The following is a 19,015-nucleotide window of genomic DNA, read 5'->3' on the forward strand; positions in this document are numbered from 1 at the left end:
GCGCGGGAGCGGTCCGCGGGCGTGCCACCTGGGGGTGTGCCATGCGGAACTTCCCGCGCAGGGACGGACGCTGGAAACCTGACTCCGGAGGCTGCCCACCGCCCCGGGCGGACGAGCCGGGCGGCTGGCTGGAGCGCTTCGAGACCGACGGCTGTCCGAGCACCCTCTCCCAAGTGACAGGCCTGCGCGGGCGGGTGCTCACCGGCGGTCCACCGGTCCCCGTGCGACGCGATCCGCCGCCGTACGAACTCCTGCGTGCCGCCGCCGAGTTCCTCACCCTGCACCACACCGAGGAACGCCTCGGCGACCCGGCCCGCCGCATCGCCGCCGCACATGCCGAGATCGCGGCCACGGGCACCTACCGCCACACCACGGAGGAACTCGTCTTCGGCGCCCGGGTGGCCTGGCGCAACGCCAACCGGTGCATAGGGCGCCTGTACTGGCGCTCCCTGCGCGTGCGCGACCTGCGGGACGTGCGCGCAGCGGACGCCGTGGCCGAGGCGTCCGCCGACCATCTGCGGGAGGCGACCCGCGACGGGCGGATCCGCGCCCTCATCTCCGTCTTCGCGCCCGACGAGCCGGGCCGCCCCGGGCCGCGCATCTGGAACGAACAGCTCGTCCGCTACGCCGGCTACACCCGCCCCGACGGCACGGTCACCGGCGACCCGCGCAACGCCGGCATCACCGCCCTCGCCCTCCGCCTCGGTTGGCCCGGCGGCCCCGGCACCCCCTTCGACGTCCTGCCCCTGATCGTCCAGGGCGCCGGCGACGAACGGCCCGACTGGTTCGACGTACCGGGCGACGCCGTACTCGAAGTCGACCTCACGCACCCCGAGTACGCCTGGTGGCCCACGCTCGGCCTGCGCTGGCACGCGGTGCCCGCGCTCGCCAACATGTGCCTGGAGATCGGCGGGATCTGCTACCCGGCGGCGCCCTTCAACGGCTGGTACATGGGCACCGAGATCGGCGCCCGCAACCTCGCCGACGCCGACCGCTACGACCTCCTGCCGTACATCGCCGACCGGCTCGGCCTCGACACCCGCACCGACCGCACACTGTGGAAGGACCGCGCGCTGGTCGAGCTGAACCGCTCGGTGCTGCACTCCTTCGACCGCGCCGGTGTCACCGTCACCGACCACCACACCGAGTCCCGCCGGTTCATCGACCACCTCGACCGCGAGGAGCGCAAGGGCCGCCGGGTGGGCGCCGACTGGTCGTGGATCGTGCCGCCGATCTCCGGGAGCACCACGCCCGTCTTCCACCGCACCTACGACACCGTGGAGGGCGGCCCCGCCTACGCCCACCACCCCGAGGCCCTCGCCCGGGCCCGTGGCGAGACGGGCGGCGCCTCCATTGCGGCCCGGTCAAATCCCCCTCGTATGGTCTAGACCGCTGGTGATCGACTGCTAACGTCGCCCCGACGGAACCGGACCGAGAGGGGACAGCGGTGACAGACGGCGGCGGGCGGCGACGGCGGGCCTTCATCGGGTCGTTCACGGCGGCGGGAGGCCCCGGCATCGTGACGGCGGCCGTGGCGGCGGACGGCGGCGCGCTGACCGCCCTCAGCAGCGTGGACGGCGTACCCGACCCCTCGTACCTGGCCCTGGCGCCCGGCGGGGACACCCTCTACGCGGTCAGCGAGACGACCGAGGGCGCGGTGGCCGCGTACCGGGTGACGGGGGAGCGGCCCGAGCAGGCCGGCTCGCCGGTGCCGGTCGGCGGGAGCGGGCCCACGCACCTGAGCGTCTTCGCCGGCCATGTCCTGACCGCCAACTACGGCTCAGGCAGCGTCACCGCCGTGCCGGTACGGGCCGACGGCAGCCTCGCGGGCGCCGCGTCCGACGTGCTCCAGCACAAGGGCTCGGGTCCGCACACGCGCCGCCAGCAGGGCCCGCACGCCCACCAGGTGCAGCCCGACCCGAGCGGCCGGTGGGCCGTCAGCATCGACCTCGGCACCGACTCCGTACGGGTGTGCACGCTGACCGGCGGCAGCCTCGCGGTGCACCGGGAGATCTCGCTGCGGCCCGGCTCGGGCCCGCGCCACCTGGCCTTCCACCCGGACGGCACGCGCGCGTACGTGCTCAACGAACTCACCCCCACCATCACCGTCTGCCGTTGGGACGCCGCCGAGGGCCTGCTGGAGCCGCTGACCGAACGGCAGGTCCTGCCCGACGCCCCGGCCGACGACGCCTACCCCTCGGGCGTCGTCGTCTCGCCCGACGGCCGCTTCGTGTGGACCGCCACCCGCGGCGAGGACGTCCTGTCCACGTTCGCCGTCGAGGGGGAGGAACTGCGGCTGGTCGGCACGGTGCCCTGCGGCGGCGACTGGCCGCGCGCCGTCGCCAAGTCCGGGGGATTCCTGTACGCCGCGAACGAGCGCTCCGGCAACGTGACCTGGTTCGCCCTCGACCCGGCCACCGGCCTGCCCCGCTACGAGGGCTCGCTCGCCGTACCGGCCGCGTCCTGCGTGGTCTTCGACTGACCGCCTGCGGCCCCAGGACGCCTTCTGCCCGATGCACGCCGAAGGGCCCGGCTCCCGAGTGCGGAGCGGGCCCTTCGGCGTTGTTACGTCTGTGCCGTGCGCGTCAGCGGACCGGCGTGCCCTGCGGCTGCGGCGGGGCGATGCCCAGGGCCGTCGTGTACTTGGCCAGGGCGAGCTTGCCGATCGCCGGGTAGGGGCCGAGGCCCTCGGCCGCGGCGCAGCCCGCCTCCTTGGCCGCCTCCTCGATCAGGCCGGGGTCGATCTCCGGTCCTATCAGGTACGGCGCCAGGGCCAGCTGCTGCGAGCCCGAGGACCGCAGCTGCTCGGCGACGGCCGCGATCGAGCCCTCCTGGTCCAGGGCCGCCGCCATCACCGGCACGGCCAGGCGCGCGGCGAGCAGCATGCCGGTGATCCCGGCCGCCTGCACCGCCTCGTCACCGCCGACCGAGGCCAGGATGATGCCGTCCGCGGCGGTCGCCACGGTGAACAGGCGGGCGCGGTCGGCGCGGGCCAGACCGGCCTCCGACAGCCGCACGTGCAGCGCCTCGGCGAGCAGCGGGTGCGGGCCCAGGACGTCGGTCAGGTCGGCCGCGACACGGCTGTCCATGACGGCCTGGCGGATGCGCCGCAGCAGGGCGCTGTCCGGGCCGGCGAGCAGCGGCACGACGACGGCGACGGGGCCGTCCGGCTCCTTCACGTCGAGACCCGCGGCCTTGGCCTGCTCGTAGCGGGCCCTGCGCTCCTCGGCGGCGTGCACGAGCACGGCCTGGAGCGTGGGGTACTCCGCGTCGTCCCCGTCCAGGTAGCCGATGCGGCCGTCGAGGCCCGGGAGCTCGGAGCGGGCGATGCTCACGACCTCCTCGGCGAGGTTGCGCGTGGCGCTGCCGGGAGCGCCCGGCACCGCGATGACGAGCGCGGGCGCGCCCTCGGGAGCCGCCAGGGGCTCGGGTCGGCGGTGCCGCCCGGGCTGACGAGGTCGCGGCATTCGTACTGGCAGGCCGGACGCGGGCCCAGTGGGGGAGCTCATGGCGACGCATGTTACTGGCTTCCTGGGCTCCCCTGTTCGGGGAGGGTGCAGGTGAGCGGTATCCGTCCGGTTTTGTCTGATGAGTTACGTACGGATCAGAAGTGATCGGCACCCCGGGAACGACCCCTCGTCCCGGTTGTCACACGGGGCTCGTTACGCACAGCATTGTCTCGTCACTCGGAAGAGTGAGCACTCCCGCCGCGAGATCGTCCGCGATGCGTACCGCGCCCGCGAGCGGATCACCGGCGGACGGCACCAGCGGCGCGTGCGGCAGCCGCCGCGCCAGCTCTTCCTTCAGGGGCACGAGGAGCGCGTCCCCCATCTTGAACAGGCCGCCTGTGACGGCCACTCGAGGCTCTCCCGTGGCCGGGCAGACCGCGGCCGCCGACTCGGCCATGTGCCGGGCCGCCGCGCGCAGGATGTCGGCGGCGACCGGATCGGCGTCGGCGCAGTCGGCCACCTGCGGCGCGAAGGAGGCGAGGACGGCCGGGCGGTCCGGGCGCGGGTAGAGCCGGCCCGGCAGCCCCGGCATCGGCCCGAACACCTCCGTGGCCCGGGCCAGCAGCCCGACCGAGCCCCCGGGCCGCCCGTCGTGCGCGCGCAGGGCCGCCTCCAGCCCCGCCCGCCCGATCCAGGCGCCGCTGCCGCAGTCGCCCAGCAGATGACCCCAGCCGTCCGCCCGGCGCCAGCGGGCCAGGTCGGTGCCGACGGCGATCAGGCCCGTACCGGCGGCGACCACGGCACCGGGCCGCGGCCCGAGCGCACCCACATAGGCGGTGACGGCATCGGCGACCAGGGCGACGCGGCGGATGCCGAACTCCCGCTCCAGCGCACCCGGCAGCTCGGCACGCAGGGCGTCGCCCAGGGAGGCCAGCCCGGCGGCCCCGACAACTGCCGCGCTCAGCGCGGTAACACCGGTCTCGGCGGTCAACTCCCGCACCATCGGCGCCAGTTGCGCCATGAGATGCCCCGGGTCGATCCCCCGGGCACCCGTACGGACCGGTTCCCGGGACTCCCGCTGGGCGTGCACGGCAGGCGCCAAGCCTTTGACGACGACCCGCAGTCCGGAGCCGCCGGAGTCGACCGCGAGGATCCCGGTCGCAGCCCGCGCCCGCTCCCCTTCCGCGTCCGTCCCCGGTCCGTCGCCCGCGGCGGTCACGGCAGGCGCCAGTCCACCGGCTGTCCGCCCTGGCCGATCAGCAGGTCGTTGGCCCGGCTGAACGGGCGGGAGCCGAAGAAGCCGCGGTCCGCGGACATCGGGGAGGGATGCGCGGACTCCACCGACGGGAGGTTTCCGAGCAGCGGGCGCAGATTGCGGGCGTCGCGGCCCCACAGGATGGACACCAGCGGTTTGCCGCGTGCGGCGAGCGCGCGGATGGCCTGCTCGGTGACCTCCTCCCAGCCCTTGCCGCGATGCGCCGCGGGCTTGCGCGGGGCGGTGGTCAGCGCCCTGTTGAGCAACAGCACGCCCTGCTGCGTCCACGGCGTCAGGTCACCGTTGGACGGCTGGGGCATCCCGAGGTCGGTGTGCAGCTCCCGGTAGATGTTGATGAGGCTGCCCGGCAGCGGACGCACCTCGGGCGCCACCGAGAACGACAGCCCCACCGCATGCCCCGGGGTCGGATACGGGTCCTGCCCGACGATCAGAACGCGGACGTCGTCGAAGGGCTGCTGGAAGGCCCGCAGAACGTTCGGCCCGGCCGGCAGATAGGTGCGCCCCGCGGCGATCTCCGCGCGCAGGAAGTCCCCCATCCCGGCGATCCGTTCGGCCACGGGTTCCAGGGCCTTCGCCCAGCCCGCCTCGACGATTTCATGCAACGGTCGTGGTGCCACGGGCGTCACCCTACTGCCGTACGGGCAGCGGAGATCAACCGGTGGCCACGGCCCTGCGGTCCCCCTGACGGTTCAACCGACCACCGCGGCCCGCACGCACAGCACGTCCGGCAGATGCGAGGCCAACTGCCGCCAGCTGTCGCCGTCGTCGGCCGATGCGTACACCTCGCCGTTGCGGTTGCCGAAGTACACGCCCGCCGGGTCGGCGTCATCCGTGCACATCGCGTCGCGCAGCACCGTGCCGTAGTGGTCCTCCTGGGGCAGGCCCGCCGACAGCGGCTCCCAGCTCTTGCCCGCGTCCGCCGTACGGAAGACCCGACATCGGTGATCGGCGGGCACCCGGTCCGCGTCCGCGTTGATCGGGTACACGTACGCCGTGTCGCCGCGGCGGGGGTGGGTGGCCGCCGCGAAGCCGAAGGTGGACGGCAGCCCTTCGCCGATGTCGGTCCAGTGCGCGCCCGCGTCGTCGCTTCTGTACACCCCCCAGTGGTTCTGCAGGTACAGGCGGTCCGGGGTCGCCGCGTCCCGTGCGACCTTGTGCACGCACTGGCCGAACTCCGGGTTCGGGTCGGGCAGGAACACCGCGGAAACACCGGAGTTGGAGGGGGCCCAGCTCGCGCCGCCGTCGAGGGTGCGGAACACTCCGGCCGTCGAGACCGCCACCGTCACGGCCTGCGGGTCGCGCGTGTCGGTGAGTACGGTGTGCAGGCCCTCACCGCCGCCGCCCGGCACCCACTTCGAGCGGGTGGGGTGCTCCCACAGGGGGCGGACCAGCTCGAAGGTCTCGCCGCGGTCCTCGGAGCGGTACAGCGCGGCCGGTTCCGTGCCCGCGTACACCACGTCCTCTTCCGCCGCCGCCGGGTGCAGCTGCCACACCCGCTCCAGCGAAGCACCCGTGTCCTTGGGGAACTTGACGGCGGGCTGGGGCGGTTCGGTCCAGGTGCGGCCCAGGTCGTCGGAGTGGAACACGGAGGGGCCCCAGTGGGCGCTGTCGCCGCCGGCCAGCAGGCGCGGGCGGTCACCGCGGGTGTCGATGGCCACCGAGTACAGGGCCTGGGCGTTGAAATAGGGCGTCTCGTCGAACTCCCATGTCCCACCGCGCCGACGCCCGATGAACAGGCCTTTGCGTGTGCCCACGGCGAGCAGTACCTCGGTCATGCCGATCACCTCCGCGACATCTTGGTCCCAGACACCCGCAAGTCTGCACCCCGCCACTGACAGTCACCTCTGGAAACGCCGTCCACGCAGGTCAGAGTGGTATCGGCCAGTCGGCGCGGTGATCCGGACCTGTTTTCGAAGATGCCTGCGCGGACGGGGTGACTCGTGCGACCGTCGATTCGGGGGGCTCGCCCTGAGCATCCAGACGCCTTCGCCCGTATGGGAAGGAGGCCGAAGGAGTCTGTGCTCCGCGGCTGTGGGGAGGATGTGCGCTCGTGAGGAGGATGCCTGCGATGGCGTTCCGTGGTCCTAAGGTCTGGCTGTGGCGATGGCGGCGCAACCCGCTCAAACGCCGCGCGGACGCGGTGGAGGCCTGGGTCGTGCTCGGCGCCTGGCTGGTCACCGTCCTTGCCGGGGTGCTCGCCGGTCTGACGGCCACCAGATCCGTCGAGGACGGGCTGGCCCGCGAGCGCGTCGAATGGCATCAGGTCGCCGCCCGGCTGACCGAGAAGGCCCCCGGAACCGCCCCCGACCACAACACGTCCAGCGGCGACCAGGTCTGGGGCAAGGTGCGCTGGACCGTGCCGGACGGCACCACGCACACCGGCCAGGTCCGCGTCCGCCCCGGCAGCGCCGCCGGCACGGAGGTCCCTGTCTGGACCGACCCGCAGGGACACCTGGTCTCCAAGCCCGCCACCGCCGCACAGGCCCAGCTGCGGGCCTCGCTGATAGGTGCCCTGGTGGGCATGAGCGCCGCGGTGGTGCCCTTCGTCGGCGGCCGCGTCCTGTGCGGCCGCCTCGAACGCCGCCGTATGTCCCAGTGGGACACCGAGTGGGCCCGCTTCGGGCCCCTGTGGGGACGCAAGACGGGCTGACGGGCCCGGCCTCCGGATCACCGGTGACTCGCCCGGGCCGGGCCCGCCCGGGCGCGCGCGTGCCTTACCCGTCACCCACTGCCTGTCGGCACGCCCGCAGCAGTTGTTCGTCCTCGACGATGTCGCGGGTGCCGTATCCGCCGAGCGAAGCCTGATGCCGCCGTGGCGAGGAGACTTCCGCGCGCAGCAGATCGTGCAGCGGTGCACCCGCGGGGCCGAGTTCGACGGCGCACGCTGCGATGGTGTGCCGCGTGTGCGGGTTCTGCGCCCAGGCCGCCCTCAGGGCCGGGACGGCGATCTCCGGGTCCCCGCCGATCCGCCACACGGCGCACGCGGCCGACGTCCGGTCCCACACGTCCTCGGACTCGGCCATGCGGCGCAGTTCCGGCAGGGCGGGGCGGGCCGCCGCGCCCAGGCGGGCCAGCGTCTCGGCCGCCGCCCGCCGCCCGTGCCGCCCGCTCGTCAACTCCCGGACCAGCACGGGCAGTACGGCAAAGGCGTCACCCTCCACCGACCACAACGCCCCGGCGGCGGCGACCGCCGACCCGGTGTCCAGCAGCCCCCGCAACGCGGGAAGCGCCTCCCGCGCCGCCACCCCGAACGCCCCCAGAGCGCGCGCCGCCGCCTCCACCACCGTCTCCCGCGACGGCACGCCGTCCGGCATGCCCAGCAGCACCCGCAGCACCTCCGGCACCGACTCCCCGTCGCCGAGCGCCTCCAGCGCCCACAGCAGCGGCGCCGCCCGCTCGTACGTCTCGGGGGAGTCCAGCGGAACGTCCCCGAGCCTGCGCCGCAGCGCCGGCGCCAACGGGGCCGCGGCGGGCCCCAGATGGACGATCACACGCCCCAGGTCGTCCGGTACGACCTGCCCGGCCAGCACCTGTGACAGCACCGGCGTCGCCCGCGCATCCCCGCACTGGGCAAGGACCTTGACCGGGCTGCCCAGCGTCGGCGCCCCGCGCTCCCACCGCCGTACCCACAGATCGGGGCGGGAGGTCACCAGCGCGTCGAGGTGGTCGGCGGCCGGGGCGGCCAGGTCGAGGAGGCCGTCCAGGGCGGACAGTGCGGCCTCGCGCAACCGGTCGTCCTCCGTGCCCAGTTGCGCGCCGATCAGGGCCACGGGCTCGCTGTGGTCGGCGCGCCATTCGCGTATCAGCCCGGGGAACATCCACACCGCGTTGCACCGGTCCGTCGGGTCCGGGCTGCTCAACTGTCCCACCAGCAGGGCGATCCGGTCGCCCACCCGGTCGTCGAGCGCGCTGTGCAGGGTCCGCAGCAGCTGCGAGCCCTCCTCGTCCGAGGGGCGCAGCCGTCGCAGCCGGCCGACCAGCGTGTCGGTGCCGGGACAGTCCGGCTTCGCCCGCCTGCAGGGCCGCTGCTCGGAGCGTTCCCTCAGCAGCCCTACGACGGTGGGCACAAGGTCGGTCGGAAGCCGGTCGGGCGCACAGCCCGCGAGCTGGCCGAGGGCGGCCAGGCGCAGCCCGGGGCCGTACGGCGGGACGCTGTGCGCCGTCAGGAGGTCCACCGCCTCGGCGGCCTGCCCGGGGTGCCGCCGCACGTAGAGCCCGAGGCTCTCGGTCAGGGCGAGCAGCACCCGGTCGTCCCGCTCCACGGTGATCCGCTCCCGCAACAGGCCCAGCACGCGCGCCGGTTCGGCGAGAAACCGCACCAGCGCGCCGGGAGCCGCCCGCCGCACCCCGCAGTCCGGATCCCCCGCCAGCCGGGCGAAGGCCTCGGCGCCCGCGCGGATCGCGGTGTACGCCTTCGCGCAGGCCCCGTCCGTGTCCGCCCGCGCCTCGCCCTCCCGGCCGATGCTCACCAGCAGCTCCACGAGGCCGCCCCGGTCCCGCACCTGCGCGCACTGCACGAGCGCGAACAGAAACGGAACGCAGGCCAGTGTCGAGTCGTACACGTCTCCCTGGTGGTGCACCGCGCCGTACATCGCGTCGAGCGCGACCTCCCGCTCGGCGGGGTCCGCGGAGGCGAGGCCCCGCAGCAGTCCGGGCACGTCCTCCGCGCTGCCGTACGCATGACGCAGTGAGGCCCAGTCGACCTCGTCGATCCCCGTGAACACGTTGTCCTCCCCAGGCGAAGTGCCAACCGATCGTGAGTCTGCACCACGCCACTGACAACGAAGCGGAATCGGGAGGTGACTCTGCGCCAAACACGCGCGCCCGGCGGCCGGAGGGTCAACTGCCCCCGGGCAGCGCACGATTCAGGACGGCGTCCACATCGGCCGCGTCGGACAGCGTGCCGAAGGCGTGCCCCCAGTCGCCGCCGAGCCGGCTCGCGCAGAAGGCGTCGGCGACGGCCGGCGGGGCGTGCCGGACCAGCAGGGAGGCCTGCAGGGTCAGGGCCATCAGCTCGACCAGCCGGCGGGCACCGGACTCGGACCCCGTGACCAGGAGGCTCTCCAGCCGGGTCACGGCGGCGTCCAGACGGGCGTCCGCGCCCTGCGCCAGGGCGAGTTCGCCGAAGAGGGCCTGCGCGGTGGCGGGCTCACGCCGGAGCGCCCGCAGCACGTCGAGGGCGTTGACGTTTCCCGAGCCCTCCCAGATCGACAGCAGTGGAGCCTCGCGGTAGTGGCGGGGCATGCCCGACTCCTCCACATAGCCGTTGCCGCCGAGGCACTCCAGGGCCTCCGCGGTGAAGGCCGGACCCCGCTTGGTGACCCAGTACTTGCCGACCGCGGTCGCGATCCGCCGGAACGCCGCCTCGCCCGCGTCCCCGCGCACCGCCCGGTCCGCGGCGCCCGCCAGCCGCAGCGTGAGCGTCGTGGCCGCCTCGGACTCCAGCGCGAGGTCGGCCAGAACGTTGCGCATCAGCGGCTGATCGACCAGCCGGGCCCCGAACGCGCTGCGGTGGCGCGCATGGTGTCCCGCCTCGACCAGCGTCTTGCGCATCAGCGTGGCCGACATCATCACGCAGTCCAGCCGCGTGCAGTTGACCATCTCGATGATCGTCTTGACGCCCCGCCCCTCCGGCCCGACCAGCCAGGCGAGGGTCCCGTCGAACTCCGGCTCGGAGGAGGCGTTGGAGCGGTTGCCGAGCTTGTCCTTGAGGCGCTGGATGCGGAAGGTGTTGCGGGTCCCGTCCGGCAGGATCCGCGGCACCAGGAAGCAGGACAGCCCCTCCGGGGCCTGTGCCAGCACCAGGAACACGTCGCACATGGGCGCCGAGGTGAACCACTTGTGCCCGCGCAGCGCGTACAGGGCGGGCTCGGCGGTCGGCCACGCCGTCGTGGTGTTCGTACGGACGTCGGAGCCGCCCTGCTTCTCCGTCATCCCCATGCCGGCGAGCAGACCGCGCTTCTCGGTCGGCACCCGGAGCTCCGGCTCGTACTCCCGGCCGGTCAGCAGGGGTTCGTAGACCTTCGCCAGCTCGGGCTGCGCGCGCAGCGCAGGGATGGCCGCGTACGTCATCGACGTGGGACAGCCGTGCCCGGCCTCGGTGTGCCCCCACACCAACCCGCCCGCGGTACGGGCGACATGGGCACCGGGACGGTCGTCCGCCCAGGGCGCGCCGGCCATGCCCGCGGCGACCGCGGTCCGCATCAGGTGGTGCCAGCTCGGGTGGAAGTCGACCTCGTCGACACGGTTGCCGTACCGGTCGTGCGTGCGCAGCACCGGCTCGTGCACGTTGGCCTGCTCGGCCCACTCCTGCGCCTCGGCACTGCCGGCCCTCAGCCCCAGCCGCCGCACCTCCTCCTCGGCCCATCCGCCGCCCTCGCGGTGCAGCCCCTCCAGCAGGGCCGTGTCCTCGGAGGCGTCGTACGGCGTCAGGGGCGGGGGCTGGTTGGTGACGTCGTGCGTGGCGTACTGCTGCTGGGGTCGCGCGGGCGCGGGTGTCGAGGTCATGCACCTATGTTGCATGTTTCCTGCGGCCGTAGCAATGATGCAACAAGAAGGCGCACGTACAGTACGTGACCATGCACATGAACGTGTCGGAGCAGCCCGGTGAGGTCGATCTGCGCCCCTTGTCCGCGCGGTCGGTCGTGCTGAGCCTGCTGCTGGGCACGCATCCGCCGGAGCTCCCGGTGAGGGACCTCGTCCGCGCGGTGGAGCCCTTCGGGGTCGGCGGCTCCACGCTGCGCGCCGCGCTCAGCCGGATGGTCGCCGCCGGTGACCTGCGGCGCACCGACGCCGTCTACCGGCTCAGTGACCGCCTGCTGGCCCGCCAGCGCCGCCAGGACGAGTCGGTGGACGCCCGCACGCGCGCGTGGAGCGGCAACTGGGAGATGGTGGTGATCACGGCGACGGGCCGCGGTCCCGCCGAACGAGCCGATCTGCGCCACCGGTTGACCGCCCTGCGCATGGCCGAACTCCGCGAGGGCGTGTGGCTGCGCCCGGCCAACCTGATCCGCCCCCTCCCGGACGACCTGGACCCGGTGGCCGAGTCCTACACCTCCCGCCCCGACCACCCCGCACGCGAACTGGCCGCCCGACTCTGGCCGTTGGACACCTGGTCCGCCACCGCCCGCGCCCTGCTCGCCCACATCGCCGGTGCACACCATCCGGCCGACCGCCTCACCGCCTTCGCCGCGGTCGTACGGCACCTGCTGGCCGACCCCGTGCTGCCCCCCGAACTGCTTCCCGCGGACTGGCCGGGCGCCGCCTTGCGCGCCGCGTACGCCGAGTACCAGCGGGAGATCGTCGGATCGATGGGGCACTGAGAACCGGCCGTCAGCCGCTGTCCCTCTTGCTTACTCCGATAAAGGCGCTTTAGTTTGGTCAGCATGATGTTGACCCAGCGGGAGCGCGAGATCATCGCGCTGCTGCGCCGTGACCCGCTCGCCGGGGCGCAGGCGATCGCCGACGCCCTCGGGAGCACGCGGGCGGCGGTGAACGTGCACCTGTCCAACCTGGGGAAGAAGGGCGCCATCCTCGGCCGCGGCTACATCCTCCGCGAGGAGAACGCGGTCGTGGTCGTCGGCGGGGCCAACGTCGACGTCAAGGTGCGCAGCCTGGCCCCCGTACGGCAGCGGACGAGCAACCCCGGGCGGGCCGGCACCACGGCGGGCGGTGTGGGCCGCAACATCGCGGAGAACCTGGCGCGGCTCGGCACCCCGACGCATCTGATCGCCGCCGTCGGCCGGGACGCGGCGGGCGAGCGCCTGCTCACGGAGACCGCGGCCGCCGGGGTGCGCCTGGACCACGTGCACCGCAGCGCCCACCCGACGGGGACGTACACCGCGGTCCTCGACGCCGACGGCGACCTGGTCGTGGCGGTGGCGGACATGGCGGCCACCGAGGCGCTGGTGCCGGAGGATCTGCGCCCGGCGCGCGAGTTGATCGCCCACGCCGACCTGCTGGTCCTGGACGGCAACCTCCCGGCCGAGGTGCTGGCGTACGCGATGGACGTCGCGCACCCCGCGGACGTGCCGGTGGTGATCGACCCGGTCAGCGCCCCCAAGGCGGCCCTGCTCGCCCCGCTGCTCACGGCCCGCCGCCCGGTCCTCGCCCTCACGCCGAACCTCGACGAACTGCGCGCCCTGCTCGGCCGGCCGGTCGGCGCCAGCGAGGCCGAGGTGACCGCCGCCGCCGACACGCTGCACGCGCGCGGAGTGCGCCACGTCTGGGTACGGCTCGGCGCGCGCGGCAGCGTACTGAGCACTGCCGGCGAGAACGCGACGTTCCTGGCGGCGCCCCCCGCCGAGGTCGCCGATGTCACCGGCGCCGGCGACGCCATGCTCGCCGCCTTCGTCCACGCCCTGCTGGCGGGCGGCGACCCGACGGCTGCCGCGCGCTACGGCCATGCCGCCGCGGCCCTGACGGTCGAAAGCCCGGCGACGGTCCGCCCGGACCTCACCTCACGCCTGGTCGAGGACGCACTGACCGGCGCGAGCGCGCCGAGAGAACGCAACGACCCGCCCGGCCCGCACGACCTCGCCGACTCACCGGCCTGAACAACTTGCCCCACCACACCCCTCGACCCACCTGCCGACTCGCCCCACCTGAACAACCCGATGCGGAGCCAGAGATGATCACGCCCACCCCCGCCCCGACCCCCGCGACCGCCGTGCCGCATCCGCGGCTGGTGCTGACCGACGAGGTCCGCGAGGCGTTGCGCGACGGGCGGCCCGTCGTGGCACTGGAGTCGACGATCATCAGCCACGGCATGCCGTACCCGCAGAACGTGGAGATGGCCGTCGAGGTCGAGCAGATCATCCGCGACGGCGGCGCCGTCCCGGCGACCATCGCCGTACTGCACGGCAGGCCCCGCATCGGGCTGACCTCCGAGGACCTGGAGCTCCTCGCGACCGCACCGGACGTCACCAAGGCCAGCGTCCGCGACCTCGCATACGTCGTCGCGCGCGGTGCGCACGGCGCGACGACCGTCGCCGCCACCATGCGGCTGGCCGCCCTCGCCGGCATCCGTACCTTCGTCACCGGCGGCATCGGCGGTGTGCACCGCGGCGCGCCGACGACGTTCGACATCAGCGCCGACCTGACGGAACTGGCCGCGACCGGCGTCGCGGTGATCAGCGCGGGCGTCAAGAGCATCCTCGACATCGGCCTGACCCTGGAGACCCTCGAGACCCTCGGCGTCCCGGTCCTCACCTACGGCACGGACGAGTTCCCGGCGTTCTACTCCCGCCGCAGCGGCTTCACCTCGCCCATGCGCGTGGACTCCCCGGCCGAGATCGCCGCCGTGATGCACGCCCGCTGGGACCTCGACATCCCCGGCGGCATCAGCATCGCCAACCCCGTGCCCGAGGACGAGGAGGTTCCCGCCGAGCGCATGGACGGCGTCATCACCCAGGCCCTCGCCGAGATGGTCAAGGTCGGCATCACCGGCAAGGACACCACCCCGTACCTGCTCGGCCGGATCGTCGAACTCACCGGCGGCGAGAGCCTGCGCACCAACATCGCCCTGGTCAAGAACAACGCCCGGCTCGGCGCCCGGATCGCCGTCGAGTACGCCGAGCTGGGCTGACCTCCGGGAGACCCGCAAACACACGGCGGCCGTACGAAGCGCCGTGCGGGTGCGCTTCGTACGGCCCGTTCCCCGTGGGGGGTCTGTGCTTGGCCTACTTGTAGGTGATGTCCGACGAGGCGTACTTGCAGTACGTCCCGTCCGGACCCGAGCCGTTCTTGGGCGGCTCGGCCCCCGTGTTGTTCCCGATGTACTTCTGGCAGGGAACGATCTTCTTGCCGGAGTCTCCCACGATGGTGATCTTCTTCAGGGTCGCGCTGTCGCCGTAGTTGGTGTTGATGCCGACGAGCCGCCCGCCCTTGTAGGTCGCCTCGATGGTGTTGAGGTTGATCGTCCGCTTGTACTGGCCGCTCTTGCAGTTGCCGCACGAGCGGACGAAGGTGCCGAAGTTCTGCACGGCGAAGTTCGAGACGTTCAGCGTCCCGGCACCGTTGAACTGGAACACCTTGTCACTGGCCTCCTTCGCGCCACCGCCGGAGACGGTGTACACGTTGGACGACGAGGAGCCCAGGAACGTCGCCGCGTCCTCGCCGACGTCCTCCCACCACACGTTCTGCAGCGTGCAGCTGCCCTTGCAGTGGATGCCGTCCGCGGCGGGCGAGCCGATGATGACGTTCTTCAGGACGGCGCCGGGGGCCAGTTCGAGGATCGGGTCCTGGTCCTCGTTCTGGCCGCCGGTGCCCAGGTCGCCGCTGCCGTACAGCCGCTTCATCCCGTAGTCCTTGGTGCCGGAGACCGGGATGGTGGCGGTGACCGCCTGGCTGCCGTTGGCGGTGGGCCAGGTGGCCGCGCTCGCCGGAGACAGCGCCCCTTCCGTCATGATCATGCCAACCGAGAGGCCGACCGCGGCCAGGCCTCCGGCGAGTGCGCGCCGACGGGCACGCGTGCGTGCTGGTGAAGTCATGTCCCGAATGCCTTCTTCCAGGTGGGGGGTCGGGTCAGAGCTTTCCGGCGCCAGCGCCGGCGGTCACCGAGGCGACGACGGACGAGGCGGGTTCGGCGGTGTAGCCGTACGGCGGGCTGGTGAACGTGCCGACCTGCGAGACCTCGGTGGAGGCACCGCCCAGGTCGTTGCCCTTGAGGTTGGCGTAGCCGTCGACGTCGCTGTCCCGGTTGGTCGTGACGGCGACCCCGGTGCTGCGGAACACGTTGTTCTCGACGAGCATCTGCGCGCCCATGCGGGAGTGCACGGCGGTCTCGGCGCCGACGACGTAGTTGTCGTAGAAGTGCCCGGTGCCGAAACGCAGGCTGGGGATGCGGGAGTTGACGTTGTCGAACCAGTTGTGGTGGTACGTCACCCGCAGATGCCCGGTGTCCTCGCTCGCGTTGTTGTCGCTGTGGCCGACGAGCGAACCCTTGTAGTGGTTCTTGAAGGTGTTCCAGGAGACCGTGACGTAGTCCGAGGCATGGGTGATGTCGACCAGGCCGTCGTAGTAGTCCTTGCCGTGGTCGCGGTCGGACGAGAAGGCGTTGTGGTCGATCCACACCTTCGTCGACTTCTGGACGGTGAGTGCGTCCGTGCCGACCGCCTTGCTGATGTTCAGATTGCGGATGACGACGTTGGTCGCGTTCTTCAGGCGCAGCCCGCCACCGGTGAACCCGGAGGCCGAACCGACGCCCAGCACCGTGGTGTTGGAGCCGACGTCCACCTGACCGCTCAGCGAGATCAGGCCGTTGACCTTGACGACTTTCGCGGTGCTGCCGGTGACCGCCGACTTGAACGCGCTCAGCGTCGAGACGGTGACCGCCGTCGTGCTGCCGCCGCCGGTCGTCCCGGCCCCGAACCCGACCGGCGAGGACTCCGCCGCCCCGGCCGACTGGGGGAGGGCGAGGGCGGCCGCCGTGGCGAGTGCGGCCGCGGCGGCCACCACCAGCGTGGATCTTTGCGCGTGTGTACGTGGGGGGCGAGTACGCATGCGGGTGCGTCCCTTCAGGAAGACTCTCTCGATCCTGTACGTGAACGACGTACGCCATGTTGAACTCCGCGCGCGAGCACGGTGACCGTTCGGGGCCGGTAGGGCCTCTGGCGGTCACGGTGCTGAACGGAACGTAGGGGGCAAGCGCTTTCTAGTCAACGCTTTGCGCAGAACGCATTCCGTAAGGCCTGGTGGGCGGCAAGGGCTGTCTGAAACCGGATGCCGAAGGAGTGTGGGAGCGCTTCCATGACGGTCGTGTCCATGCCACCATGCGACGGGCGCTTCCCTTTTCCGAGAGATTCCCGAGAGATTCCGAGCGGTTTCCGAAAGGGGCGGGTCGATGACGACTCCACGCACGCGTACGTTCGCCGGCGGACCGGTGCTGCTCCCGACGGCCGTCTGCGCTCTGGCCCTGTCGCCGGGGACGGCTGCCGCCGGCGTGGGAAGAGGCGACCGAACCGGGTCACTCACAGGCCCGTCCACAGGCCCGTTCACCTGGTCGTCCACCCGCCCGCTGATCGGCCCCGAGCCGGACGCGAGCCACCCGGTCGTCTCGGCCGAGGACCCGCCCCGAGCGGCGACTACTCCCCACTTCCCTGGCGGGCTGGGCCTGTTGACCCAGACCAACTCCGCCTGGCCGAAAGGCCCGCCGAAAGACGTCCGCTCCTCAGCCGCGACCAGAAAGGGTCAAGGACGTGTCCCTCACCCCCCGCAACTCCGCACGGAGACCGCTGCGTTCGGCACTCCTGGCGCTGTTCGCCGCGCTCGTGCCGTTACTCGCCGCGGTGACCCTCACCGCACCCCCGGCCGCCGCGCGCACCGTCGTCCCCACCGCCGCCCTCACCGAGGTCACCGACTTCGGCACCAACCCCAGCAATCTGCAGATGTACCTGTACGTACCGGAGAGCGTCACCGCGCATCCCGCGGTCGTCGTGGCCGTGCACTACTGCACCGGCTCCGGACCGGCCATGTACAACGGCACCGAGTGGGCCCAACTGGCCGACACCCACGGCTTCGTCGTGATCTACCCGTCGGTCACGCGGGCCAGCAAGTGCTTCGACGTCTCCTCGCCCCAGGCGCTCAAACGCGGCGGCGGCAGCGACCCCGTCGGCATCAAGTCGATGATCGACTGGGTCACGCGCACCTACTCCGCGGACACGGGCAGGATCTACGCCACCGGTATCTCGTCGGGCGCGATGATGACCAACGTCCTGCTGGGCGACTACCCCGACGTCTTCGCCGCGGGCGCCGCCTTCTCCGGCGTACCGTTCGGCTGCTTCGCCACCACCGACGGCTCCGAGTGGAACAGCGCCTGCTCCGGCGGCACCGTCCTGCACACCCCGCAGGAGTGGGGCGACCTGGTCCGCGCCGCCTACCCCGGTTACACCGGGCCCCGGCCGCGGATGCAGGTGTGGCACGGCACCGAGGACGACGTGCTGCGCTACCCGAACTTCGGCGAGGAGATCAAGCAGTGGACCAACGTGCTGGGCGTCGGCCAGACCCCGGCCGCCACCGACTCGCCCGCCTCCGGCTGGACCCGCACCCGCTACGGCTCCACCGGTGACCAGGCCCCCGTCGAGGCGATCAGCCTCCAGGGCGTCGGCCACAACCTGTACAGCTACGGCATGGCGGCCCGCGCGCTGACCTTCTTCGGCCTCGACGCCGCCGGCCCGGCACCCCAGCCGCAGCCGGGCGGCTGCAAGGTGACGGCCACGACCAACGCCTGGAACACCGGCCTGACCGCCTCCGTGACGATCACCAACACCGGTACGACGACGATCAACGGCTGGCAGCTCGCCTTCACCCTGCCCGCGGGCCAGACGATCACCAATGGCTGGGGCGCCACGTACGCACCGGCGGCCGGTGCGGTGACGGCCACGAACGCCTCGTACAACGGCAGCCTCGCCCCGAACGCGAGCGTCACCATCGGTTACCAGGCGAACCACACGGGCAACAGCGCGGCGCCGGGCGCCTTCACACTCAACGGGACGGCCTGTACGGCGAGTTGACGTCATCGTGCCCGCGGGAGGCGCCGACCCCGACGAGGGCCTCCCGCGGGTGGACGTCCGACCTCTCATCGACCGGCCGGAGACCGGGTGACCTCGCGCAGGGCGGGAACCCGGCGAACCGGAAGCGATGTCGGACGTCAAGGGAAAGAGGCGGATCATGGCTCGGCAGCAGTCGTCGTCGACGACCCTCCCGGAGCCGCTGCGGACCGCGGCCTCGGCGCTGCGGCGCGTGCCCGGCGCCGGGGCGGTGAGCAGGGCGGCCGAGGGAGCGCTGGACAAGGTCGGGGCCGTGTCGCCGCGCGGGCGGCGCCTGGCGGTGTACACGGGAGCCGGGGTGCTCGGTGTCGCGGGCATCGTGGAGTGGCCCGTCGCCATCACCGGCGCTGCGGTGGCCTGGCTGACACAGCCACGGCCCGAGGAACGGGAGCGCCCGGAAGGCGAGTTCCCCGCGGGCGGCGAAGGCGGGATCCCCGCGGCCGCCGTCCCGGCGGGCGCTGAGCGCGGGATGCCCGCGGGCGACATGGGCGAGATCCGTGCCGGTGAGGTGCGCGAGGAGCCCTCGGGCGACGTGGGCACCACACCCGGCGTCGGTCTGGGCGCGACGCCCGGCGGTACCTCCGCCGGTGCGGAGCCGTTGACCGCCGACCCGGAGCCGCTGCCCGGCCCGGAGGCACCGGAGCCCGGTGCGGCGGAGCCGCCCACCGGCCCGACCGGTGCCGACCGCGAGAAGGACGGTACCACCACGGCGCCGTCCGGCCCCGCGATCAGCTAGGGGGTGT

The 19,015-nt window shown here is 73.0% G+C and carries 16 protein-coding genes; 8 read left to right on the plus strand and 8 right to left on the minus strand.

Features of this window, described 5'->3' with window-relative positions:
- Window positions 1–173: 173 nt before the first annotated feature.
- On the plus strand, window positions 174–1,388 hold the full coding sequence (locus ABZ880_RS18090; RefSeq protein WP_361263337.1) for a nitric oxide synthase oxygenase: 1,215 nt from the start codon (window positions 174–176) through the stop codon (window positions 1,386–1,388).
- Between the two features lie 59 nt (window positions 1,389–1,447).
- Window positions 1,448–2,482, plus strand: coding sequence for a lactonase family protein (locus ABZ880_RS18095; RefSeq protein WP_361263340.1), 1,035 nt, complete (start codon window positions 1,448–1,450; stop codon window positions 2,480–2,482).
- A gap of 103 nt (window positions 2,483–2,585) precedes the next feature.
- On the opposite strand, the gene ABZ880_RS18100 is transcribed toward ABZ880_RS18095, so the two are convergent.
- The 4 genes from ABZ880_RS18100 to ABZ880_RS18115 form a co-directional block, all read right to left on the minus strand.
- Entirely contained in the window at window positions 2,586–3,509 is a 924-nt protein-coding gene (locus tag ABZ880_RS18100) for a hypothetical protein (RefSeq protein WP_361263342.1), read from the minus strand.
- 139 nt (window positions 3,510–3,648) lie between these two features.
- Window positions 3,649–4,602 carry a BadF/BadG/BcrA/BcrD ATPase family protein gene (locus tag ABZ880_RS18105; protein WP_361263502.1) on the minus strand — a complete coding sequence of 318 codons (954 nt, stop codon included), beginning with the start codon at window positions 4,600–4,602 and terminating at the stop codon, window positions 3,649–3,651.
- A gap of 62 nt (window positions 4,603–4,664) precedes the next feature.
- Window positions 4,665–5,342, minus strand: a complete 678-nt coding sequence (locus ABZ880_RS18110) for a uracil-DNA glycosylase (protein ID WP_361263345.1) — start codon at window positions 5,340–5,342, stop codon at window positions 4,665–4,667.
- Window positions 5,343–5,414: 72 nt separating this feature from the next.
- The gene (locus tag ABZ880_RS18115) at window positions 5,415–6,500 is read right to left on the minus strand and encodes an exo-alpha-sialidase (protein WP_361263348.1); all 1,086 of its coding nucleotides are present in this window, start codon (window positions 6,498–6,500) and stop codon (window positions 5,415–5,417) included.
- Window positions 6,501–6,793: 293 nt separating this feature from the next.
- Here ABZ880_RS18115 and ABZ880_RS18120 point away from each other — a divergent pair, with 293 nt between their 5' ends.
- Complete coding sequence (locus ABZ880_RS18120) at window positions 6,794–7,375, plus strand: hypothetical protein (RefSeq protein WP_361263350.1); 582 nt, start codon at window positions 6,794–6,796, stop codon at window positions 7,373–7,375.
- 64 nt (window positions 7,376–7,439) lie between these two features.
- Here the strand turns inward: ABZ880_RS18120 and ABZ880_RS18125 are convergent, their stop codons facing one another.
- Window positions 7,440–9,449, minus strand: coding sequence for a HEAT repeat domain-containing protein (locus tag ABZ880_RS18125; RefSeq protein WP_361263352.1), 2,010 nt, complete (start codon window positions 9,447–9,449; stop codon window positions 7,440–7,442).
- A gap of 115 nt (window positions 9,450–9,564) precedes the next feature.
- Window positions 9,565–11,232 (minus strand): acyl-CoA dehydrogenase family protein, encoded by a 1,668-nt coding sequence (locus ABZ880_RS18130; RefSeq protein ID WP_361263354.1) that lies wholly within the window; start codon window positions 11,230–11,232, stop codon window positions 9,565–9,567.
- A gap of 71 nt (window positions 11,233–11,303) precedes the next feature.
- Here ABZ880_RS18130 and ABZ880_RS18135 point away from each other — a divergent pair, with 71 nt between their 5' ends.
- The 3 genes from ABZ880_RS18135 to ABZ880_RS18145 all read left to right on the plus strand — a co-directional run bounded on the left by ABZ880_RS18135 (window position 11,304) and on the right by ABZ880_RS18145 (window position 14,311).
- Window positions 11,304–12,047 (plus strand): PaaX family transcriptional regulator C-terminal domain-containing protein, encoded by a 744-nt coding sequence (locus ABZ880_RS18135; protein WP_361263357.1) that lies wholly within the window; start codon window positions 11,304–11,306, stop codon window positions 12,045–12,047.
- A gap of 63 nt (window positions 12,048–12,110) precedes the next feature.
- The gene (locus tag ABZ880_RS18140; RefSeq protein ID WP_361263360.1) at window positions 12,111–13,280 is read left to right on the plus strand and encodes a PfkB family carbohydrate kinase; all 1,170 of its coding nucleotides are present in this window, start codon (window positions 12,111–12,113) and stop codon (window positions 13,278–13,280) included.
- 74 nt (window positions 13,281–13,354) lie between these two features.
- A complete protein-coding gene (locus tag ABZ880_RS18145) occupies window positions 13,355–14,311 on the plus strand; it encodes a pseudouridine-5'-phosphate glycosidase (protein WP_361263363.1) in 957 nt (318 codons plus the stop codon).
- Between the two features lie 94 nt (window positions 14,312–14,405).
- On the opposite strand, the gene ABZ880_RS18150 is transcribed toward ABZ880_RS18145, so the two are convergent.
- Both ABZ880_RS18150 and ABZ880_RS18155 read right to left on the minus strand, forming a co-directional pair.
- A complete protein-coding gene (locus ABZ880_RS18150) occupies window positions 14,406–15,215 on the minus strand; it encodes a pectate lyase (protein ID WP_361263366.1) in 810 nt (269 codons plus the stop codon).
- A gap of 34 nt (window positions 15,216–15,249) precedes the next feature.
- A complete protein-coding gene (locus ABZ880_RS18155) occupies window positions 15,250–16,227 on the minus strand; it encodes a polysaccharide lyase family 1 protein (protein ID WP_361263369.1) in 978 nt (325 codons plus the stop codon).
- A 695-nt stretch (window positions 16,228–16,922) separates the two neighbouring features.
- Between ABZ880_RS18155 and ABZ880_RS18160 the strand changes: the two genes are divergently transcribed.
- Together ABZ880_RS18160 and ABZ880_RS18165 are read left to right on the plus strand one after the other, a co-directional pair.
- Window positions 16,923–18,236 (plus strand): PHB depolymerase family esterase, encoded by a 1,314-nt coding sequence (locus tag ABZ880_RS18160; protein ID WP_361263372.1) that lies wholly within the window; start codon window positions 16,923–16,925, stop codon window positions 18,234–18,236.
- A gap of 157 nt (window positions 18,237–18,393) precedes the next feature.
- Window positions 18,394–19,008, plus strand: coding sequence for a hypothetical protein (locus ABZ880_RS18165; protein ID WP_361263375.1), 615 nt, complete (start codon window positions 18,394–18,396; stop codon window positions 19,006–19,008).
- The last annotated feature ends 7 nt before the right edge of the window (window positions 19,009–19,015 follow it).

It is taken from the genome of Streptomyces sp. NPDC047043, from assembly GCF_040644055.1.
GTDB lineage: Bacteria > Actinomycetota > Actinomycetes > Streptomycetales > Streptomycetaceae > Streptomyces.

Bases quoted from the DNA above. Each gene is read 5' to 3' on its own strand.
- ABZ880_RS18100 (WP_361263342.1), bottom strand. From the start codon at position 3,509: ATGAGCTCCCCCACTGGGCCCGCGTCCGGCCTGCCAGTACGAATGCCG.
- ABZ880_RS18115 (WP_361263348.1), bottom strand. From the start codon at position 6,500: ATGACCGAGGTACTGCTCGCCGTGGGCACACGCAAAGGCCTGTTCATC.
- ABZ880_RS18120 (WP_361263350.1), top strand. From the start codon at position 6,794: ATGGCGTTCCGTGGTCCTAAGGTCTGGCTGTGGCGATGGCGGCGCAAC.
- ABZ880_RS18130 (WP_361263354.1), bottom strand. From the start codon at position 11,232: ATGACCTCGACACCCGCGCCCGCGCGACCCCAGCAGCAGTACGCCACG.
- ABZ880_RS18135 (WP_361263357.1), top strand. From the start codon at position 11,304: ATGCACATGAACGTGTCGGAGCAGCCCGGTGAGGTCGATCTGCGCCCC.
- ABZ880_RS18140 (WP_361263360.1), top strand. From the start codon at position 12,111: ATGATGTTGACCCAGCGGGAGCGCGAGATCATCGCGCTGCTGCGCCGT.
- ABZ880_RS18145 (WP_361263363.1), top strand. From the start codon at position 13,355: ATGATCACGCCCACCCCCGCCCCGACCCCCGCGACCGCCGTGCCGCAT.
- ABZ880_RS18150 (WP_361263366.1), bottom strand. From the start codon at position 15,215: ATGACTTCACCAGCACGCACGCGTGCCCGTCGGCGCGCACTCGCCGGA.
- ABZ880_RS18155 (WP_361263369.1), bottom strand. From the start codon at position 16,227: ATGCGTACTCGCCCCCCACGTACACACGCGCAAAGATCCACGCTGGTG.
- ABZ880_RS18165 (WP_361263375.1), top strand. From the start codon at position 18,394: ATGGCTCGGCAGCAGTCGTCGTCGACGACCCTCCCGGAGCCGCTGCGG.